Below are 16,576 nucleotides of genomic sequence, written 5' to 3' on the forward strand. Positions count from 1 at the left end.
TTATTTTAACTTCTTATATTCAAAATTTAATTTTTTAAAGTATTCAGGCTCAACACTTCTTGAATAAAGAAGCCAACCATTTAATCTATTATATCCCTTATCTAGATTTTCTCCATTATAATCAAAATGTTCTTCAAAACCATATTTCTTTATAAAATAAAGTTCTTGTCTTAATCTTCTTTTTATTTTTTTAGGAATTCTTGGCCTAATATCGTTTGAGATACTTAATCCGGTAACATATTGAGCCTGTCCTTGTCTATTAAAACGAGTTTTATTCTTATTAAGTTCTAATCCTTCTTTATTTAAAACTTTTTCTATATCTTCAGTTAACTTCTTATAATCAAAAATTATATTAGATGAAAAGGTTAAGTCATCTGCATATCTTGTATATATACAAGAATAGTTATCTGCTAATCTAACTAATATTTCATCAATATGATAAAAATAAATATTTGCAATTGCTGGACTTGTATTTAGTCCTTCAGCTAAAAAACCATCAATTGTACATACATCAGAGAATATCTCGGCAATATAATTATTACAGCCAAGCTTTTCAAAAACATATCTTACTTTTTCTTTTGAAACCGAAGAAAAGAATGATTTAATATCCATTTGTAATAAATACTTCTTATCTAAGTGAGCATTAGCATTAGTTAATATGCTTTTACCTTTAACAAATCCATGTGAACATTCATGAACTAAACCATCTGAATTATAATTTATCTGCATCAATAAATCTTTGTGAAAGCCTTCTATTCTATAATTTGGTTTATAAACAAGTCTATGCCCATTATTTTTAAAGCTATGTTTAGGGATTAGTAATTTCTCATAAAAGTCATCAGTTTTACCTGTAATTAAGTCAACTAATTTAAAGCCATGTATATGCATATTTTTAGCTATAGATTCTTCATCAGTTAATAAATTAAATTGAATTTTATACATACTTATTTCCTATAGAAGAGAGGTTAGAAAATACCTAAATGTGTAATTGACATAAAATCGAATACGAACTCATATTCTAAATTATTTTCTAACCAACATATTATAACTAAATTTATTTTATTTCTAGATTGATAATTCTTTAATGAAATTAATTTAAGGGGTTTTATAAGGGGTTATTTAAATTTAATATCTTAAATATACCAAAATTAGGTAAACTTTAATCCGGACACCCCACCAAATCCAAAATAATTTTTAATTTTCAAAAACTATTTTTTTGTTATTAATTATTTAGTATTGACACAAATACTACATATAAGAATTTATTTTTTATAAAATCTAATTTCTGATCATGATATCAATAAAATTAGATTATTTTAGAATTTTTATATTTACTTTATTGTATTTACAGTAGAAGAAACTGTAGAAGCAGCATCGTTTTTTAAATTATTTTCCTGAAGAGAAGACCATTCTATTATTCCAAGTAAAGCAATCATTGAAACTATAATAATTAAAAATGTAACCAAAATTCTATCCATATATTTGTCCTTAAAAATTACTTATATAATAATGGTACATTATTTATTAATTTAGACTTAATTAAATGATCTTTATATATTAATTTATAAAATAAGATTAATAATCTATATATTTCCTTCTATTTAGTAAACTTCTTAACTAATTTAATTTTACCAAACTCTACACCTGGTTGGTCATAAGTATTTATCTCTAAAAACTGTCCAACAGCAGAAGTTAATAATTCATAATAAAGAATTAGTGCTCCTACATTTTCAGATGATATTTTGTCTAAAACAATAGAATCAGCTGGTATATTTTCATCAATAATTGTTTCATATGTAGCATTGCACTCTTCATTAATAAGTTTATTAAATTTGTGACCATTTATATAATCAACTTTATCCAAATAATCTAAACTAATTTTTGGTATTTTTATTGGTTTTTTAAAATCATCTATTTTTATAACTGTAACTGTTTTATTTTTTGGTCCTTGAATAATTAATTGTAAAAATGAGTGTTGATCAACTGAACCAACTAAATGAATTGGCGTAAGTCCTACACTATTTCCAAGTTTATCAATTTTTCCTAAAGACTCTGCCCATAATTGTACATACCATTGATTAAAATATGTAAATAGAGTTGAATATGTGAACATAACATTTATAGGGAAGTTTTTTGCTGATTTTGAATAAAAGAAAGCTTTTTCTAATAACATATTTTCTTTTTTATCAAAAAAAGAATCCACATAATCCTTTGCACCTTTTAATAAACTCTTTACATCAAAATCAACTAAACATAAAGGTACAATTCCAACAGCTGATAGAACTGAAAATCTACCACCTACATTTAAAGGAATATTAAATTGCTTAATTCCATTTTTATCAGCTAGCATTGATAAAGAAGAACCCTCATCTGTAATTGCTATAAATCTTTTTTTATCTTCTTTATTTTTAAATGACAATTTATATTTTTCAAGAATATATTTAAATATTGAAGTTGTTTCAATAGTTGAACCTGATTTTGAGATAACGATAAAAAGAGCTTTGTCTTTATCAATCTTTTTTAATGTTCTAGTAATATCTAGAGGGTCTACATTTTCTAAAAAGTATAATCTTTTTTTTGTTTTTACTTGATCTCTTAGTAAATCATAAACAGCTTTAGTACCTAAAGATGAGCCACCTATTCCTATAACAACCACATCTCTTATTGAACCATCAGCTAACAATGAATTCTTTTTTTTGTATTCTTCAACTTTATCTACTAAATCAAATCCATTTTCTGGTAAATTGTAATAACCAATTTTTCCAGAACTTCTCTCTTTTTTCATTGCAGTAAAAACTTCATCAATATTTTGCTTGGCTTTTTTCCCAAGCTTTGCATCAAACTTATGTTCAAAAAATAACATTTATTCCCCTTCTTTTAATCTATGCCAATACTAGATATAGCTTCTTTACAAAGCTGCGTAATTTTATCAAATTCATTATTCTCAATTGCATCTTTAGGAACAAACCAAGTTCCACCTACGCATAGTACATTTTTTAATATTAAAAAATCATTTAAATTATTTAAATTTACCCCTCCTGTAGGGCAAAAATTCATTTTTGCAAAGGGTCCTGAAAATGCTTTTAAAATATCTACACCACCACTTAATGTTGCAGGAAATAATTTACAATAGAATATATTATTATTTTGAGCAAGCATAACTTCACTTGCTGTTGCAACTCCAGGGATAAGTGTTATATTATGTTTTAATGAAGCATCAATTAACTCTTGTGAAATACCAGGAGAAAATACAAATTTTGAGCCTGCTTCTTTTGCTTGGAGTAATTCCTCTTCATTACATACTGTACCAGCTCCTACATTTATACTAGGCATTTGTTCAGATATAAGTTTAATAGCTTTTAGTCCTGCTTCTGTTCTTAGGGTGATTTCCATAATATTTACACCACCTGCTTGCAGTGCTTTTGCTAAAGGTAAAGCATCTTTTTCATCATCTATTGCTATAACTGGAACAATAGGAGATATCCCCATTATATCTTTTGCATTCATGATCTCTCCTCTCCTACTAAATCAAAAATTGTACCACCCTCTTCTGCACTATTTACATTATCTCTAATGGTACTAAACAGTTCTCTTCCTATTCCGTGAGTATTTCCCAATAAATTAGGAGTGTATATTTCTCTTTTCTCTAACTCTTCATTGGAAATCAATAATGAAACTTCTCCATTATTTATATCAAATTTTATTTTATCACCTGTTTGTATTTTTGCTATTACTCCACCTTTTTTTGCTTCAGGGGTTAAATGAATAGCGGAAGGAACTTTTCCTGAAGCACCTGACATACGTCCATCTGTTAAAATAGCTACTTTAAATCCTTTATCTTGTAAAGCTCCAAGAGGTGGCATTAAGCCGTGAAGTTCAGGCATCCCATTCGCACTTGGTCCTTGATATCTAACAACAGCTATAAAGTCTTTATTTAGATTCCCCGCTTTAAACTCACTTTGAAGTTCTTCTTGAGAGTTAAAAACTATAGCAGGAGCTTCTATAAACATTTGTGTCTCTTTTAGTGCAGAAGTTTTTATAACACTTCTTCCAATATTTCCTTTTAGAAGTTTAAGTCCACCCTCGCTTGAAAATGGTTTTTTAACACTTGAGATTACATCAATATCCCTTGATATTTTTGCACCCTCTTTAAATACTAATTTTTTATCTTCTAAACTTGGTTCTACGATAAAGTTTTCTAAACCAAATCCAACTACAGTATTAATATCATTGTGTACTAATCCTTCATTTAATAACTCAGATATAACAACACTCATTCCACCAGCATCTCTAAAGTGGTTTACATCAGCACTACCGTTTGGATACATTTTACATAAAAGTGGTATCACTTTTGAAAGGGCATCAAAGTCTTCCCAAGTTAAAACTATCCCTGCAGCTTTTGCCATGGCAATTAGATGGATTGTATGATTACTAGAACCACCTGTTGTCATAAGACCAATTATGGCATTTACAAAACTCTTTTCTGTAACCATCTCACCAATACTTAGTTTATCTTTTGTAAGTTTTAAAAGTGTGTTTGCTGCTTCTTGTGTAAGAGCGTCTCTTAAAGGTGTATTTGTATTTACAAATGAACTATTTGGTAGCTGTAATCCCATCATCTCAAGCAACATTTGATTTGAGTTTGCTGTACCATAAAATGTACAAGTTCCACTACTATGATAAGATGATGACTCTGCTTCCAAAAGTTTATCTTTGCCAACTTTTCCTAAAGCATATTCTTGTCTTATTTTTGCTTTTTGTGCATTTGAAATACCTGATGGCATTGGGCCAGCTGGTACAAAAATTGAAGGTAAATGACCAAAAGTTAGAGCTCCTATTAAAAGTCCTGGAACAATCTTATCACATACACCTAAATAAAAAGCACCATCATAAACATTGTGTGAAAGACCAATAGCAGTACCCATAGCAATATTATCTCTACTAAATAATGATAATTCCATTCCAGGCTGTGATTGAGTAACTCCATCACACATAGCTGGAACTCCTCCTGCAACTTGTGCTGTTGCACCATTAAGAAGAAGTGTTCTTTTTAATAGTGAAGGATAAACACTAAATGGCTCATGGGCTGAAAGCATATCATTGTAGGCTGTAATTATTGCCATATTAGGATTTTGAGTTGAAGTCATAGAGTTTTTTTCATCTTTACTCAAAGGTGCAATTGCATGGGCAAGATTGCTACAACTTACACTTTTTCTATTTGCTCCACTCTCTTTTGCTATTTGTATTCTATTTAAATATATTTCTCTACTTGTTTTAGAACGTTCTATTATATTGTTTGTTACGTTTTCTATTATATTGTTCATGCGTGATAAACCTCCACTTCGGATTTTTCATTGTTTAACACAGCACTAATTGGATTTTTATAAATATCATTTGAGCTTAAAGTCTCTTCATATACTTTTAACTTCTCTTTTCCTTCTATATGAAGAATGATGTTTTTTGCTGATAAAATTCCACCTAAAGTTAAACTCATTCTATCGTATGGCGCTGTATCGGGAACTATTGATATACATAAATTTTCATTTTCTAAATTATATGCTTCTTCTAACTTTTTATTATTAGGAAAAAGAGATGCTGTGTGGGAATCATTTCCCATACCTAAAACTACAATATCAAAAGGATAAATAGTTTTATATATTTTTGAAACCTCATTTTGGGCTTCATTTACATCTTTATTTTCTATATACATTCCAAGAAATTTAGCTTTTGAAGCTTTATTTTGTAAAAGGTTTTCTTTTACTAGAAGCTCATTGCTATCTTTATTTGTACTATCTATCCATCTTTCATCCACTAAAGCTACAGTAACTTTTTCCCAAGCAATATCCATATTTGAGAGTTTTTGAAATAAAGGTTTTGGAGTGCTACCCCCTGAAACTAAAAGTGTAGCAGTTCCATTTTCCTCAATCCCCTCTTCTAATATTTGAATTATATGAGAACTTAATTCATCTAATAATTGTTCCTTTGAAAGAAAAGATTTAAAACTATTCATCGTTCCAGCTTCTTCCATCTTGTGCTATAAGTTGAATTGATGCAGTTGGACCATCAGTTCCTGCTGTATACTTCTTCATAGGAACAAGATTGTTTTCCCAACTCTCAATAATAGGATCAGCCCATCTCCATGCAGCTTCTACCTCATCTAGTCTCATAAAAAGTGTTGGATTAGCTCTTATAACATCTAAAATAAGTCTTTCATATGCATCTGGTTTTCTTTTATCTGTATGGGGTGCATTTAGTTCTAAGTTTACCTCTTGAAGTTTCATAGTTTCACTTAAACCAGGAATTTTGTTCATAAGTCTAAGCTCAATACTCTCTTCTGGTTGAAGTTTTATTACTAATTTATTATCAACAATTGAGTTTGCATTATCTTCTGCAAAAATTGAGTGAGGCATTGTTTTAAACTGAATTACAACTTCTGAATTTCTTTGTTGCATCCTTTTTCCACTTCTAATATAAAATGGAACACCATTCCATCTCCAGTTATCTATATCTACTCTAATTGCTGCAAAAGTTTCTGTATTACTTTGAGTTTCTTGTCCATCATTATATCCAGGAACTGATTCTCCCATAGATGAACCTGCTGTATATTGACCTCTTACAGTTCTTGAAGCTATTTGTGCAGGTAAAATTGGTCTTAAAGTTTTTAAAACTTTAACTTTTTCATCTCTAATATCATTTGCATCTAAAGAACAAGGTGGTTCCATCGCCATTAGACAAAGAAGTTGAAGAAGATGATTTTGTATCATATCTCTCATTGCACCATATTCATTATAGTATCCCCATCTTCCCTCTGCACCAACACTTTCAGCAACAGTGATTTGAACATGGTCAATATGATTAGAACTCCAAAGATGTACAAATAGTCTATTTGAAAATCTTAGGGCCATAATATTTTGAACTGTATCTTTTCCTAAATAATGGTCAATTCTATATATTTGGTCTTCATTAAAATACTCTAGAACTTTTTGATTTATCTCTTGTGAGGATTTTAAATCTTTACCTAAAGGTTTTTCAAGAACTACTCTTGAATTCTCTTTAATAAGATTACACTTTGATAAAGATTGACAAATTCCTGCAAAATATTTAGGAGAAGTTGAAAGATAATTTACCCTATCTCTTTCAGCATGTTCATCTAATAGTGTTTGTAAATTTTCATACCCTTCATTAGTAGAAAAATCAACACTTACATAAAAAAGCTTTTTCTCAAATCTAGAAAAATCCTCTTGGGTATAACTATTTGAAGGTAAAAACTCAATTAGTTTCTCTTTTACTAAAGAGATATGTTCATCCTTTGATAAAGAACCTCTCGAAACTGTAATTATTCTACTTTTTTCAGCTAAATAACCATCTTTACATAAGTGATAAAGAGCTGGCATTAGTTTCCTAAACGCCAAATCTCCATGACCACCAAACAGAACGAAATCGCATAAATTGTTTTTTGTACTCATAATTTTTCACTTTTTTATATTTAACTGATTATAAAGAATAAAAGTTACATTTTGATTATTTTTTTTCTGCTTTTTTCTCTAAATCATAAAAATAGTTTGTGGCTTCAACAAAACCTTCAACAGAACCACAGTCAAACCTTTGTCCTTTGAATTTATATGCTAAAACCATACCTTTTTTTGCTTGATCACATAAGGAATCAGTAATTTGTAATTCCCCATTTTTACCAGGTTTAGTTTTTTCTATCACTTCAAAAATATCAGGAGTTAAAATATATCTTCCAATAACAGCTAGGTTTGAAGGGGCTTTATCATTATCTGGCTTTTCAACCATATTAGAAACCATATAAACTCCATCTTCCATAGGTCTACCTTCAATAACACCATATTTATGAACATCCTCTTTTGGAACTTCCATACAAGCAACAATACAACATTTATATTTTTCATATAGTTTTACCATTTGAGTTAATATTCCATCACCTTTTGGATTTACACATAGGTCATCTGCTAAAATTACAGCAAAAGGATTATTATCACCAACTAATACTTTTCCTTTATAAATAGCATCACCTAAACCTTTCATCTCATTTTGTCTAGTATATGTAAAGGTACACTTATCAATAATATTTCTAATATCAGCTAACATTTTCTCTTTTGAAGAACCTTGAATCTGATGTTCAAGTTCATATGATATATCAAAATGGTCTGTGATTGCTCTTTTTCCACGTCCAGTAATTACTGACATAACATCACAACCTGCTTCCATAGCTTCTTCAACACCATACTGAATTAATGGTTTAGTTAAAATTGGTAACATCTCTTTTGGCATTGCTTTTGTTGCTGGTAAAAACCTTGTGCCATAACCTGCTGCTGGGAATAAACATTTTTTTATCATTTTCACTTCTCCTTAATTTTAAAGTCTACCTTTAAGCCACATAATCTGATATGGCCCAAGTGTAATCTCTTTTGTTTCTTTATATTCTTTAGTATTTGAAATAGTACAATTTGAAGTTAATATATCACATAATGAACCTTCAATATTATCTGGAATTGTACACGATACTGTTTCATTTGAAAAATTATGTATTGCTAAAATTCTCTCAACACCATCTTTACAATGTTGATCAACGGCAAAAACTCTTTCATCTAAATCTAAAAATTCAAATTTACCAAAAGGGTTAAATGCTTTTTCATTTATTCTAATAGAAATCAATCTTTTATATGAATCTAACATTCTTTTTGCCAAAGTTCCTTGTGTTGTTATCTCATTTTCCAACCAATCCATATTGTATTTTTCTCTGTTAATTGCTCTATTTATACCTGAATGCTTAACACCTTCATGGTAATTTCTAGAACCCACAAGAGAATGGAAATATATCCCTGGTACTCCTGGCATAACCAATACTGTTGCTTGAGAAACTAACATTCTTTTAAATCTTGTATTATCATCTTCATCAGGATGAGTTAAAGCATCTATATAACTACAATTTAATTCATATGGAGATTTACTTCCATCTGGCTCTGCTCTATATGAAACTAATCCTCCATGCTCTTTTACTCTTTTAACTAAATAATCAACTTCTTCATCTTCTAAAATACCTTTTATAGGTCTTAACCCGATACCATCATGACTTGCTGTAAAGTTAAAGAAACATACTTTATCACTTGGAAGAGTTAAAGTCTTAGCCCATGAAGTTAAAGTTTTAGTATTACCATTTAATAGTGAATGAACTAACAATGGTGGTAAAGCGAAATTATAAACCATTTGTGCTTCATCATCCCCACTACCAAAATAAGAAACATTTTCATGGTGAGGAACATTTGTTTCAGTAATAATGATTACTTCAGGTGCAACTTCGTGTAGAACCTCTCTCATAAGTTGTATTAACTCATGAGTTTGTGGTAAATGTACGCAAGGTGTGCCTAACTCTTTCCAAATAAAAGCAATAGCATCCAGTCTAATTAGTGTTGCCCCTTTTTCAATATAATAAAAAAGACAGTCAAGTACATTTCTTAATACTCTGTGACTTTTATAATTTAAATCAACTTGGTCTTTACTAAAAGTTGTCCAGATATGTCTGATTCTTCCTTCGTCATCTGTAAATTCACTTAAAAGAGGGCTTGCTCTTGGTCTTGTAACTTCACTTAAATCAATTGAGGGATCAACTTCTATAAAATAATCTTGAAAATATTTATCTCCTGATAAATAAGCTTTAAACCAATCAGAAAATTGCGACACATGATTAATAACCCCATCAACCATAAGTCTGTAATCCCCTGAAATACTCTCAATTTCTCTCCATGATCCCATATGTGGATCAACTGCATTATAACTTACAACTGAAAACCCATCATCAGATGAAGATGGATAAAAAGGTAATATATGAATTGAATTAATAACACCTTTTAAATGTTTATCCATAAACTCTTTTAAAGTTTGAATTGAAGCTTCATGATGTCTATTAACTTGATCCCCATAAGTGATAAGAATAATATCTTTCTCACTTAAGTGATACTCTTTTGAAATAATTCTTTGTTTATATTTAAATATTAAATCAATAATACTATTAACTGCTCTTTCGGCAATATCTGGGGGATAAAGTTTATAAATCCTTTTATTTATTGTATGATCTGGGTCTGATATGTGTTTCATTTATTCATTATCCTTTCTAACATACTCGTTAAATTTGTATGAAAAGTCAGACATAACAGATCTAACAGTTGTCCAAGAAGATAATGAAGGGATACCCATAGGGTCTTCATAAAACTCTTGTGCAGCTTCTTTAATAGCAACTTGGAAAGCTTCTACTGCTTTTATCTCTTTTTCTCTGTTATATTCTAAGCCATTTAGTTTACTAAGTGCGTTATATTTTGATATTTCAAATCTAGATTCTTGGAAATATGTTGCAAGTAGTGTTTTAAAAGAACTTTGTGAAAAAACAACGCCCTCTTGAGCTAAAACTCTAAATAAAGTTTTTGCAATATCATTCGCCATTTTATATATTCCACCACCTGTTTCTTGACTTCCCAACTCTTGATGTTTATGTTCATATGATTCTAAAATCTGAGTTTGACAAATTCTTCTGTTTGAAGTATTTTTATAAACCTCACTTAAAGTTGATACTTCAAGTCCCCAAGTTGGTGAGATACCAATACCTCTTCCAAGTGATCTTATAAATGAAAACTCACCAGATAAGGCATATCTGAAACTTTCCATATATTCTAAATACCTATTTGAACCATAAACTTTTGCCAAAGAATTGATAAGCGGAGTATATAGTAATCTTGTTGCTCTACCATGTAGTTTATTTGTTACTCTTGAATAATAACCTTTGTTAAATTCAAAATCTAATGCAGGGTGTACAATTGGATAAAATAATCTTGCAGGTATTTCTCTACTATAATTTACAATATCACAATCATGTAAAGCAAAAGCATATGCATCTTTGTCTGCTAAACCATAACCCATCATTGTCCATACGTTTCTTCCTTTCCCCGGAGTATCAAGACCTGGGAATCCTTCAACAGTCATATCTTTATAAAGTTCTTTTATTCTTGGACCATCATTCCATAAAACATCAACTTTACAAGGAAGCACAGACATAAGCTCTTTAACCTCTTCAAATTGTTCTTTTGTAGCTTTATCTAGGCCTAAAATAATTTTATAAAGATATTTTACCTCTTTTAACTCTTCTATTATTTTATGCATAGCAGGAGTTTCAAATTCTGAATATAATGCAGGTAAAAGAAGTACCATTTTTCTTCTTTCGCTAAACTCTTCAAGTTCTTTTTCTATATCCTCTAAACTTCTATTACCAACATTTTGAAGTGTTGTTATAACTCCATTTTGAAAAAAATCTGACATTCTACTCTTCTCCTTTTTTTAGTACTATAATAAAATCCATTACATTTGTGCCTGTTATTCCTGTGACAAAATCATATCCCACTTTTTTAAAGAAGGTATTACTATCACTATTATCTAAAAACTCATTTGGATTTAGATTTAATTTTTTAATTTTTTTATGAAGTTCAAAATCTACAAATGCTCCAGTTGCATCTGAACGACCATCAATACCATCACTTCCAGCACTTAAAATAGAAATATTTTTATCTATGCTATCATTTATAAAAAGTCTTAAAGCAAGTTCTTGATTTCTTCCTCCGTATCCATTTTTTGATTTAACTGTAGTTGTAGTTTCTCCCCCAAATAAAAGCACAAATTTTTTATATTTTTTATCATATTCTTTGATTTTTTTACTTATATAAGAACATGCTTTTTCTGAGTCTTTTGCTAAAGTTGTTGTAATAATATCAACTTTTTCAAATGAATTTTTACAATATTTTTTTGCTTCTTTTAATGCAATTTTATTGTTTCCAACTAAATGATGTTTAAACTTTCCATTATTCATTGGAGCTGAGCCAATTATATTTAAATCATCACCTATTACATCACTTAAAACTAAGACTTTCCCTTTAGCTTTAAAATTATTAGCTAACTTTCCACCTTTTATTTGTGAAATAGATTTTCTTATAGTATTTAATGCTTTTATATCAATACCCGAAGTTAATAAAGCAGATGAACCTTTTATAAAATCTTCTAAAGATAAACCCTCAATTGGTTTTTCTATCATCGCAGAAGCACCACCTGATAATAAAAATATAAAATAATCATTTTTATTTAATTGTGAACTTTTTTCAAATAAAAGATTTGCAGCCTTTTCACTTTTTTTAGTTACTTCTGGATGAGTTGAAGTAAAATGTGTTAGATGTTTTAATTTCCCTTTTGTAGTAGAAACAACTACTCCCCCTGAAATTTTTTCACCAATAATCTTTTCACACTCTTTAGCCATTGCATATGCTGCTTTTCCAACCCCAAAGATATACAAATTATCTATTTTTTTTAAGTTAACAGTTTCATCTACAACTTTTAATATATCTTTTTTTAAAGAGATATTATCTTGAATAATAGAATCTGCTTGTACTTTTTTTAAAGCCTTATAATATATTTTTTCTAATTCTTCTTTATACATTTTTTAGTACCATCTCATTCCAGCCTTTCGAACCTTGATAAGTCGATTTTTGCTGATTATTTCCAAAATATTCTACATAATCATTTTTATGATTTTTTATTATAACTGCTTTTTTTACATTTTCAAACATTGCAATATCATTTTGACCATCACCTAAGCCAATTGAATCAATTTTTACACCATACAAATCTTCAAAAATTTCTATTGCCTTTTTTACAGCTAAACCTTTATCTTGATATTTTCCAATTAGATGGTAAAAACGTCCACCTTTTGTTATCTTAATGTCATAATTTGAAGCTATATTTTGTAATTTTTCAATCAGTGAATCATCTTCAATTAAAAAAGGCTCGGTAAAATCTCTTTTTTTAGACAAAATAGCGCTTTGCTTGTCAAGTCCTGTATATTTTATAAGCTCATCAATACTCATTTCACTAAAACCTAACATTCCAAACTCTTTTTTATACTTATTATAAAACTCTAAAATTTTGCCATATGTTAAACCTAATTGATAAAGATAATAGTCGTCTAATTGGTCTAAAAAAGATAGATTAAAGTTTTGATAGTTTTTTGGGAAAAATATTGCAGCACCATTTTCTATAATAAAAGGTTCGGTAATTCCCACTTTTTCTTGAAGTTTTTCAACCTCAACTCTAGTTTTACTTGTAGTAAACACAATAGGAATCTTTTTACTTTTTAAAAGCTCAATTGATTCTTCTGCCTCAGCAAAAGAATAATTATCATGATTTAAAAAAGTTCCATCCAAATCTGTAAATATTACTGTTTTCATAATTTATTGTATCATTTTATAATCAATAGTATAAATTTTATATGTATATTCAATATACATTAGCAAATTTTTTATTAAAAAAAATTGTATTGCTGTATTTTAAGATAATTTTATTACAATATAATACTAAATAAAAGGAGACTTATGGTACCAGAATATGAAAAAATTATTGTATTAATTATAGTTTTATTAGCATCATTTTTAACATGGAAGATGGTAAAAGACTTTTATATAACAAAATTTCATAGTATTTTTGCACATCTAATTGCAATAATAACTGCATCATTTATGTTATTGTCTAGTATGTTTTTGTTTATGCCCAAAAATTATCAAAGAGGTGTAACAGCTGAAGTTGAATTAAATTTCTTATCTGTTGCAACGGTTATTGCAATGCTTGCAATACTTTATCTATTTTTTAAATATATGCCAGACAATAAGAAAAAATAGTTTAACCCTTTAAAATCTTTAAAGCATTTTCTATGCTTAAAGGTTTTGAAAAGAAATATCCTTGTCCATAATCACAACTAATTGAAGATAAGAAATCCTCTTGAGTTGAATACTCAATCCCTTCTGCAACTACTTTATAATTTAAACTTTTAGAAAGAGCTATAATTGCTTTTGATATTTGAACATTGTTGTTATCTTCTGGAGTTCCATCAATAAACGCTTTATCAACTTTAATTACATCAATAGGAAACTTAGTTAGATAACTCATAGAAGAGTAACCTGTACCAAAGTCATCTATAGAGAATCTAAATCCTAAATCTCTAAACTTTTGAATCGAATTTATATTATCTCTTGAATACTCCATAATATATCTTTCAGTAACTTCAAGCTCTATTTCTGAAGGTTGAATATTATATCTATTTACTATTTCTAATATATCATTTACAAAATTTTCATCTTTAAATTGAATAGATGAGATATTAATTGCAATATGTTTTAATCTTTGATTTGCTTTTTTTAGTTCTACATAATCTTTACAAGCTGTTTCAAATATAAATTTTCCTATTTCTATTATCAAACCAGTATCTTCGGCTATTGGTATAAATTTAGCAGGAGAGATAAATCCCAACTCTTTATTTTCCCATCTTACTAAAGCTTCAAATGCAATTATCTCTTTAGAAATCAAATCATATTGAGGTTGATAGTTTAAATATAATTCATTATTAGGAATTGCTTCTTTTAATGCCTGTTCAATTTTAAGTAACTCACTAACATTTAGTGAAAGTTGTTTATTATAATATTGATAGTTGTTTTTACCCATATTTTTTGCATGATACATAGCCGTATCTGCATTTTTTATAAGTGTTGTAAAATCATTTCCATCATCTGGATATATAGCTATACCAATACTAGCACTTGTATTTAAAATATTATTTTCTATTGTAATTGATTCTTTTATTACATTTAAAATTCTTTGACAAACATAACTAGCAGATTTTTTATCTCTTGATGAATCTAATACAACTATAAATTCATCTCCACCCATTCTAGATATGATATCTGAATCTCTTAACACTTTTTTAATTCTAGATGCAATTATTTTTAATAGTTCATCCCCTATTGAATGACCTAAAGAATCATTAATCATTTTAAATCTGTCTAAATCTATAAATAAAACATAAAGATGTTGCTCTTTTCTTTTTGCTAATTTTAATGAAAAGTTTAAATCATTTTCAAGTTTTACTCTATTTGGTAATTTTGTTAAACTATCATGGTATGCTAAAAAATCTGCTTTTTTCTGAGTTTCAATAATATCTTTTAAACTTGTACAAACTGCAATAAATTTACTTATATCCCCATTTTTATTTTTTAATGTTGAAACATTTGTCCAAAATGGTATTGTGTTCCCATCTTTTCTTTTAAAAGTAAATTTACCTTTCCATGAACCTTTTTCAAGTACTTCATCTTCAATTTTTTTAAAAAATAATGCATCATGGTATTCAGAACGCATAAAATCAGATGTTTGTCCTATTATTTCCTCTTTTTTATAACCAGTCATAGATTCAAAAGCTTTATTGATAGTTATAATCTCTTTATTTGTATTAAAAACTAAAATCCCCTCTTGAATATTATCAAAAACTGCAGCAGAGAGTTTTAAACTTTCGTTTTGTAAGATGTATTCTGTAATATCAAGTTTAATAGCAAGAAAATTTGCTATTTCATTATCTAAAAATACAGGAACAATTGAGGCTTTCTCATAAAACAGTGTTCCATCTTTTTTCTTATTTACAAACTCACCTTCCCATTTTTCACCTAACTCAAGACTTTTATTTAACTTGTTATATGTTTCTTGTGGAGTTTCACCAGATTTTAGTATCTCTGGTTTACTTCCAAAGGCTTCACTTTTCTTATAACCGGTTGTTTTTTCAAAAATATCATTAACATATAAAATATTTTTCTCTTTATCAGTTAAAATAATTGAATTATCACTATTCTCAACTGCATATTTAAATGCTGCCAATTCTTTTTTAACTTTTTGAGATTTTCTATGTTCTAGATAAATCATAATAAAAGACACTAATATTATTATAAAAAAGAAAATAGAGATAATTAATTGATAAAATAGTTTTTCATTATATCTAGAAATCAAATTATTATTTAATTGTTTTAATTTATTGTCAAGATTCAATTTTTCTGTATTGTTTTTTATTTCAACAATTTTTTTTACATTTTTTAAAATATTTCTAACATGACTAAGCATAAGTTTTAGTTGTGGCTTATCAACCTCGTTTGTATAGTTCTCAATTTTAGATAAATTATTTAAAATTGCTTTTTCATTATGATTAATATTTATAAACTCTTGCATTATCATAAAAAGAGTACTGTTTATAACCAATTTTAACTCTTCATCTAAAGAATCATCATTTAATAAAAATTGATTTAAATCATAAATAAAATGTGCAGAATTCAAACTTGAAGCATGAAAAGATTTAAACTTTTCAATAAGTATCTCTTTTTTGTTAAACTGATCTTTTATCTTATATAACTCATTATAGATTTCTATTCCAAATTCGTTTTTAATCTCTTTTTTATCAATACTTACTAAAGAATCTTTAAATACTGATATCTCTTTTACAATAATATCAAAATTAAAAAATTTTTCTCGTTGAGAAAAAAAGTTATCAAGTTTTAAATTTGTAATTATCATCGTATCAATATAGTTTTTGTATTTATTATATGATTCTTTTGTTTTTTCTATTTTTAATAGATATATAAATATAAAACTAAGAATAAATGCAAAAAATAATAATTTAAAACTAAAATAATCTCTAACTTTGTTCATTTAT

At 28.0% G+C, this 16,576-nt stretch carries 14 protein-coding genes; 1 reads left to right on the plus strand and 13 read right to left on the minus strand.

Features of this window, described 5'->3' with window-relative positions; translation table 11 throughout:
* From ACKU3H_RS15930 to ACKU3H_RS15985, 12 genes are all read right to left on the minus strand, one after another.
* Entirely contained in the window at window positions 1-942 is a 942-nt protein-coding gene (locus tag ACKU3H_RS15930; RefSeq protein WP_320034855.1) for a reverse transcriptase family protein, read from the minus strand.
* A gap of 389 nt (window positions 943-1,331) precedes the next feature.
* Window positions 1,332-1,478: a hypothetical protein gene (locus ACKU3H_RS15935; RefSeq protein ID WP_320034856.1), complete on the minus strand. Its 147-nt coding sequence runs from the start codon at window positions 1,476-1,478 to the stop codon at window positions 1,332-1,334.
* Window positions 1,479-1,597: 119 nt separating this feature from the next.
* Complete coding sequence (locus ACKU3H_RS15940; RefSeq protein ID WP_320034857.1) at window positions 1,598-2,863, minus strand: glucose-6-phosphate isomerase; 1,266 nt, start codon at window positions 2,861-2,863, stop codon at window positions 1,598-1,600.
* A 14-nt stretch (window positions 2,864-2,877) separates the two neighbouring features.
* Window positions 2,878-3,507 (minus strand): bifunctional 4-hydroxy-2-oxoglutarate aldolase/2-dehydro-3-deoxy-phosphogluconate aldolase, encoded by a 630-nt coding sequence (eda, locus tag ACKU3H_RS15945; RefSeq protein WP_320034858.1) that lies wholly within the window; start codon window positions 3,505-3,507, stop codon window positions 2,878-2,880.
* Complete coding sequence (gene edd / locus ACKU3H_RS15950; protein WP_320034859.1) at window positions 3,504-5,324, minus strand: phosphogluconate dehydratase; 1,821 nt, start codon at window positions 5,322-5,324, stop codon at window positions 3,504-3,506. The genes eda and edd overlap by 4 nt, the downstream gene beginning before the upstream one ends.
* Complete coding sequence (gene pgl / locus ACKU3H_RS15955) at window positions 5,321-6,010, minus strand: 6-phosphogluconolactonase (protein WP_320034860.1); 690 nt, start codon at window positions 6,008-6,010, stop codon at window positions 5,321-5,323. Before pgl ends, edd begins: the two co-directional genes overlap by 4 nt.
* Window positions 6,003-7,466 (minus strand): glucose-6-phosphate dehydrogenase, encoded by a 1,464-nt coding sequence (gene zwf, locus ACKU3H_RS15960; protein WP_320034861.1) that lies wholly within the window; start codon window positions 7,464-7,466, stop codon window positions 6,003-6,005. The genes pgl and zwf overlap by 8 nt, the downstream gene beginning before the upstream one ends.
* Window positions 7,467-7,521: 55 nt before the next feature.
* Window positions 7,522-8,361, minus strand: a complete 840-nt coding sequence (gene galU, locus ACKU3H_RS15965; RefSeq protein WP_320034862.1) for a UTP--glucose-1-phosphate uridylyltransferase GalU — start codon at window positions 8,359-8,361, stop codon at window positions 7,522-7,524.
* Window positions 8,362-8,379: 18 nt separating this feature from the next.
* Window positions 8,380-10,119, minus strand: coding sequence for an alpha-amylase family glycosyl hydrolase (locus tag ACKU3H_RS15970; protein ID WP_320034863.1), 1,740 nt, complete (start codon window positions 10,117-10,119; stop codon window positions 8,380-8,382).
* Window positions 10,120-11,331 (minus strand): glycosyl transferase, encoded by a 1,212-nt coding sequence (locus tag ACKU3H_RS15975; protein WP_320034864.1) that lies wholly within the window; start codon window positions 11,329-11,331, stop codon window positions 10,120-10,122. It abuts the gene before it with no gap.
* 1 nt (window position 11,332) lies between these two features.
* The gene (locus tag ACKU3H_RS15980; RefSeq protein ID WP_320034865.1) at window positions 11,333-12,496 is read right to left on the minus strand and encodes a DUF4147 domain-containing protein; all 1,164 of its coding nucleotides are present in this window, start codon (window positions 12,494-12,496) and stop codon (window positions 11,333-11,335) included.
* Window positions 12,489-13,283 (minus strand): HAD-IIB family hydrolase, encoded by a 795-nt coding sequence (locus tag ACKU3H_RS15985; RefSeq protein WP_320034866.1) that lies wholly within the window; start codon window positions 13,281-13,283, stop codon window positions 12,489-12,491. Before ACKU3H_RS15985 ends, ACKU3H_RS15980 begins: the two co-directional genes overlap by 8 nt.
* A gap of 144 nt (window positions 13,284-13,427) precedes the next feature.
* Between ACKU3H_RS15985 and ACKU3H_RS15990 the strand changes: the two genes are divergently transcribed.
* Window positions 13,428-13,730 carry a hypothetical protein gene (locus tag ACKU3H_RS15990; protein ID WP_320034867.1) on the plus strand — a complete coding sequence of 101 codons (303 nt, stop codon included), beginning with the start codon at window positions 13,428-13,430 and terminating at the stop codon, window positions 13,728-13,730.
* A 1-nt stretch (window position 13,731) separates the two neighbouring features.
* Here the strand turns inward: ACKU3H_RS15990 and ACKU3H_RS15995 are convergent, their stop codons facing one another.
* A complete protein-coding gene (locus ACKU3H_RS15995) occupies window positions 13,732-16,572 on the minus strand; it encodes an EAL domain-containing protein (RefSeq protein ID WP_320034868.1) in 2,841 nt (946 codons plus the stop codon).
* Window positions 16,573-16,576 lie beyond the last annotated feature (4 nt).

Source organism: Halarcobacter sp. (assembly GCF_963675975.1).
In the GTDB taxonomy this organism is placed as follows: Bacteria; Campylobacterota; Campylobacteria; order Campylobacterales; family Arcobacteraceae; genus Halarcobacter.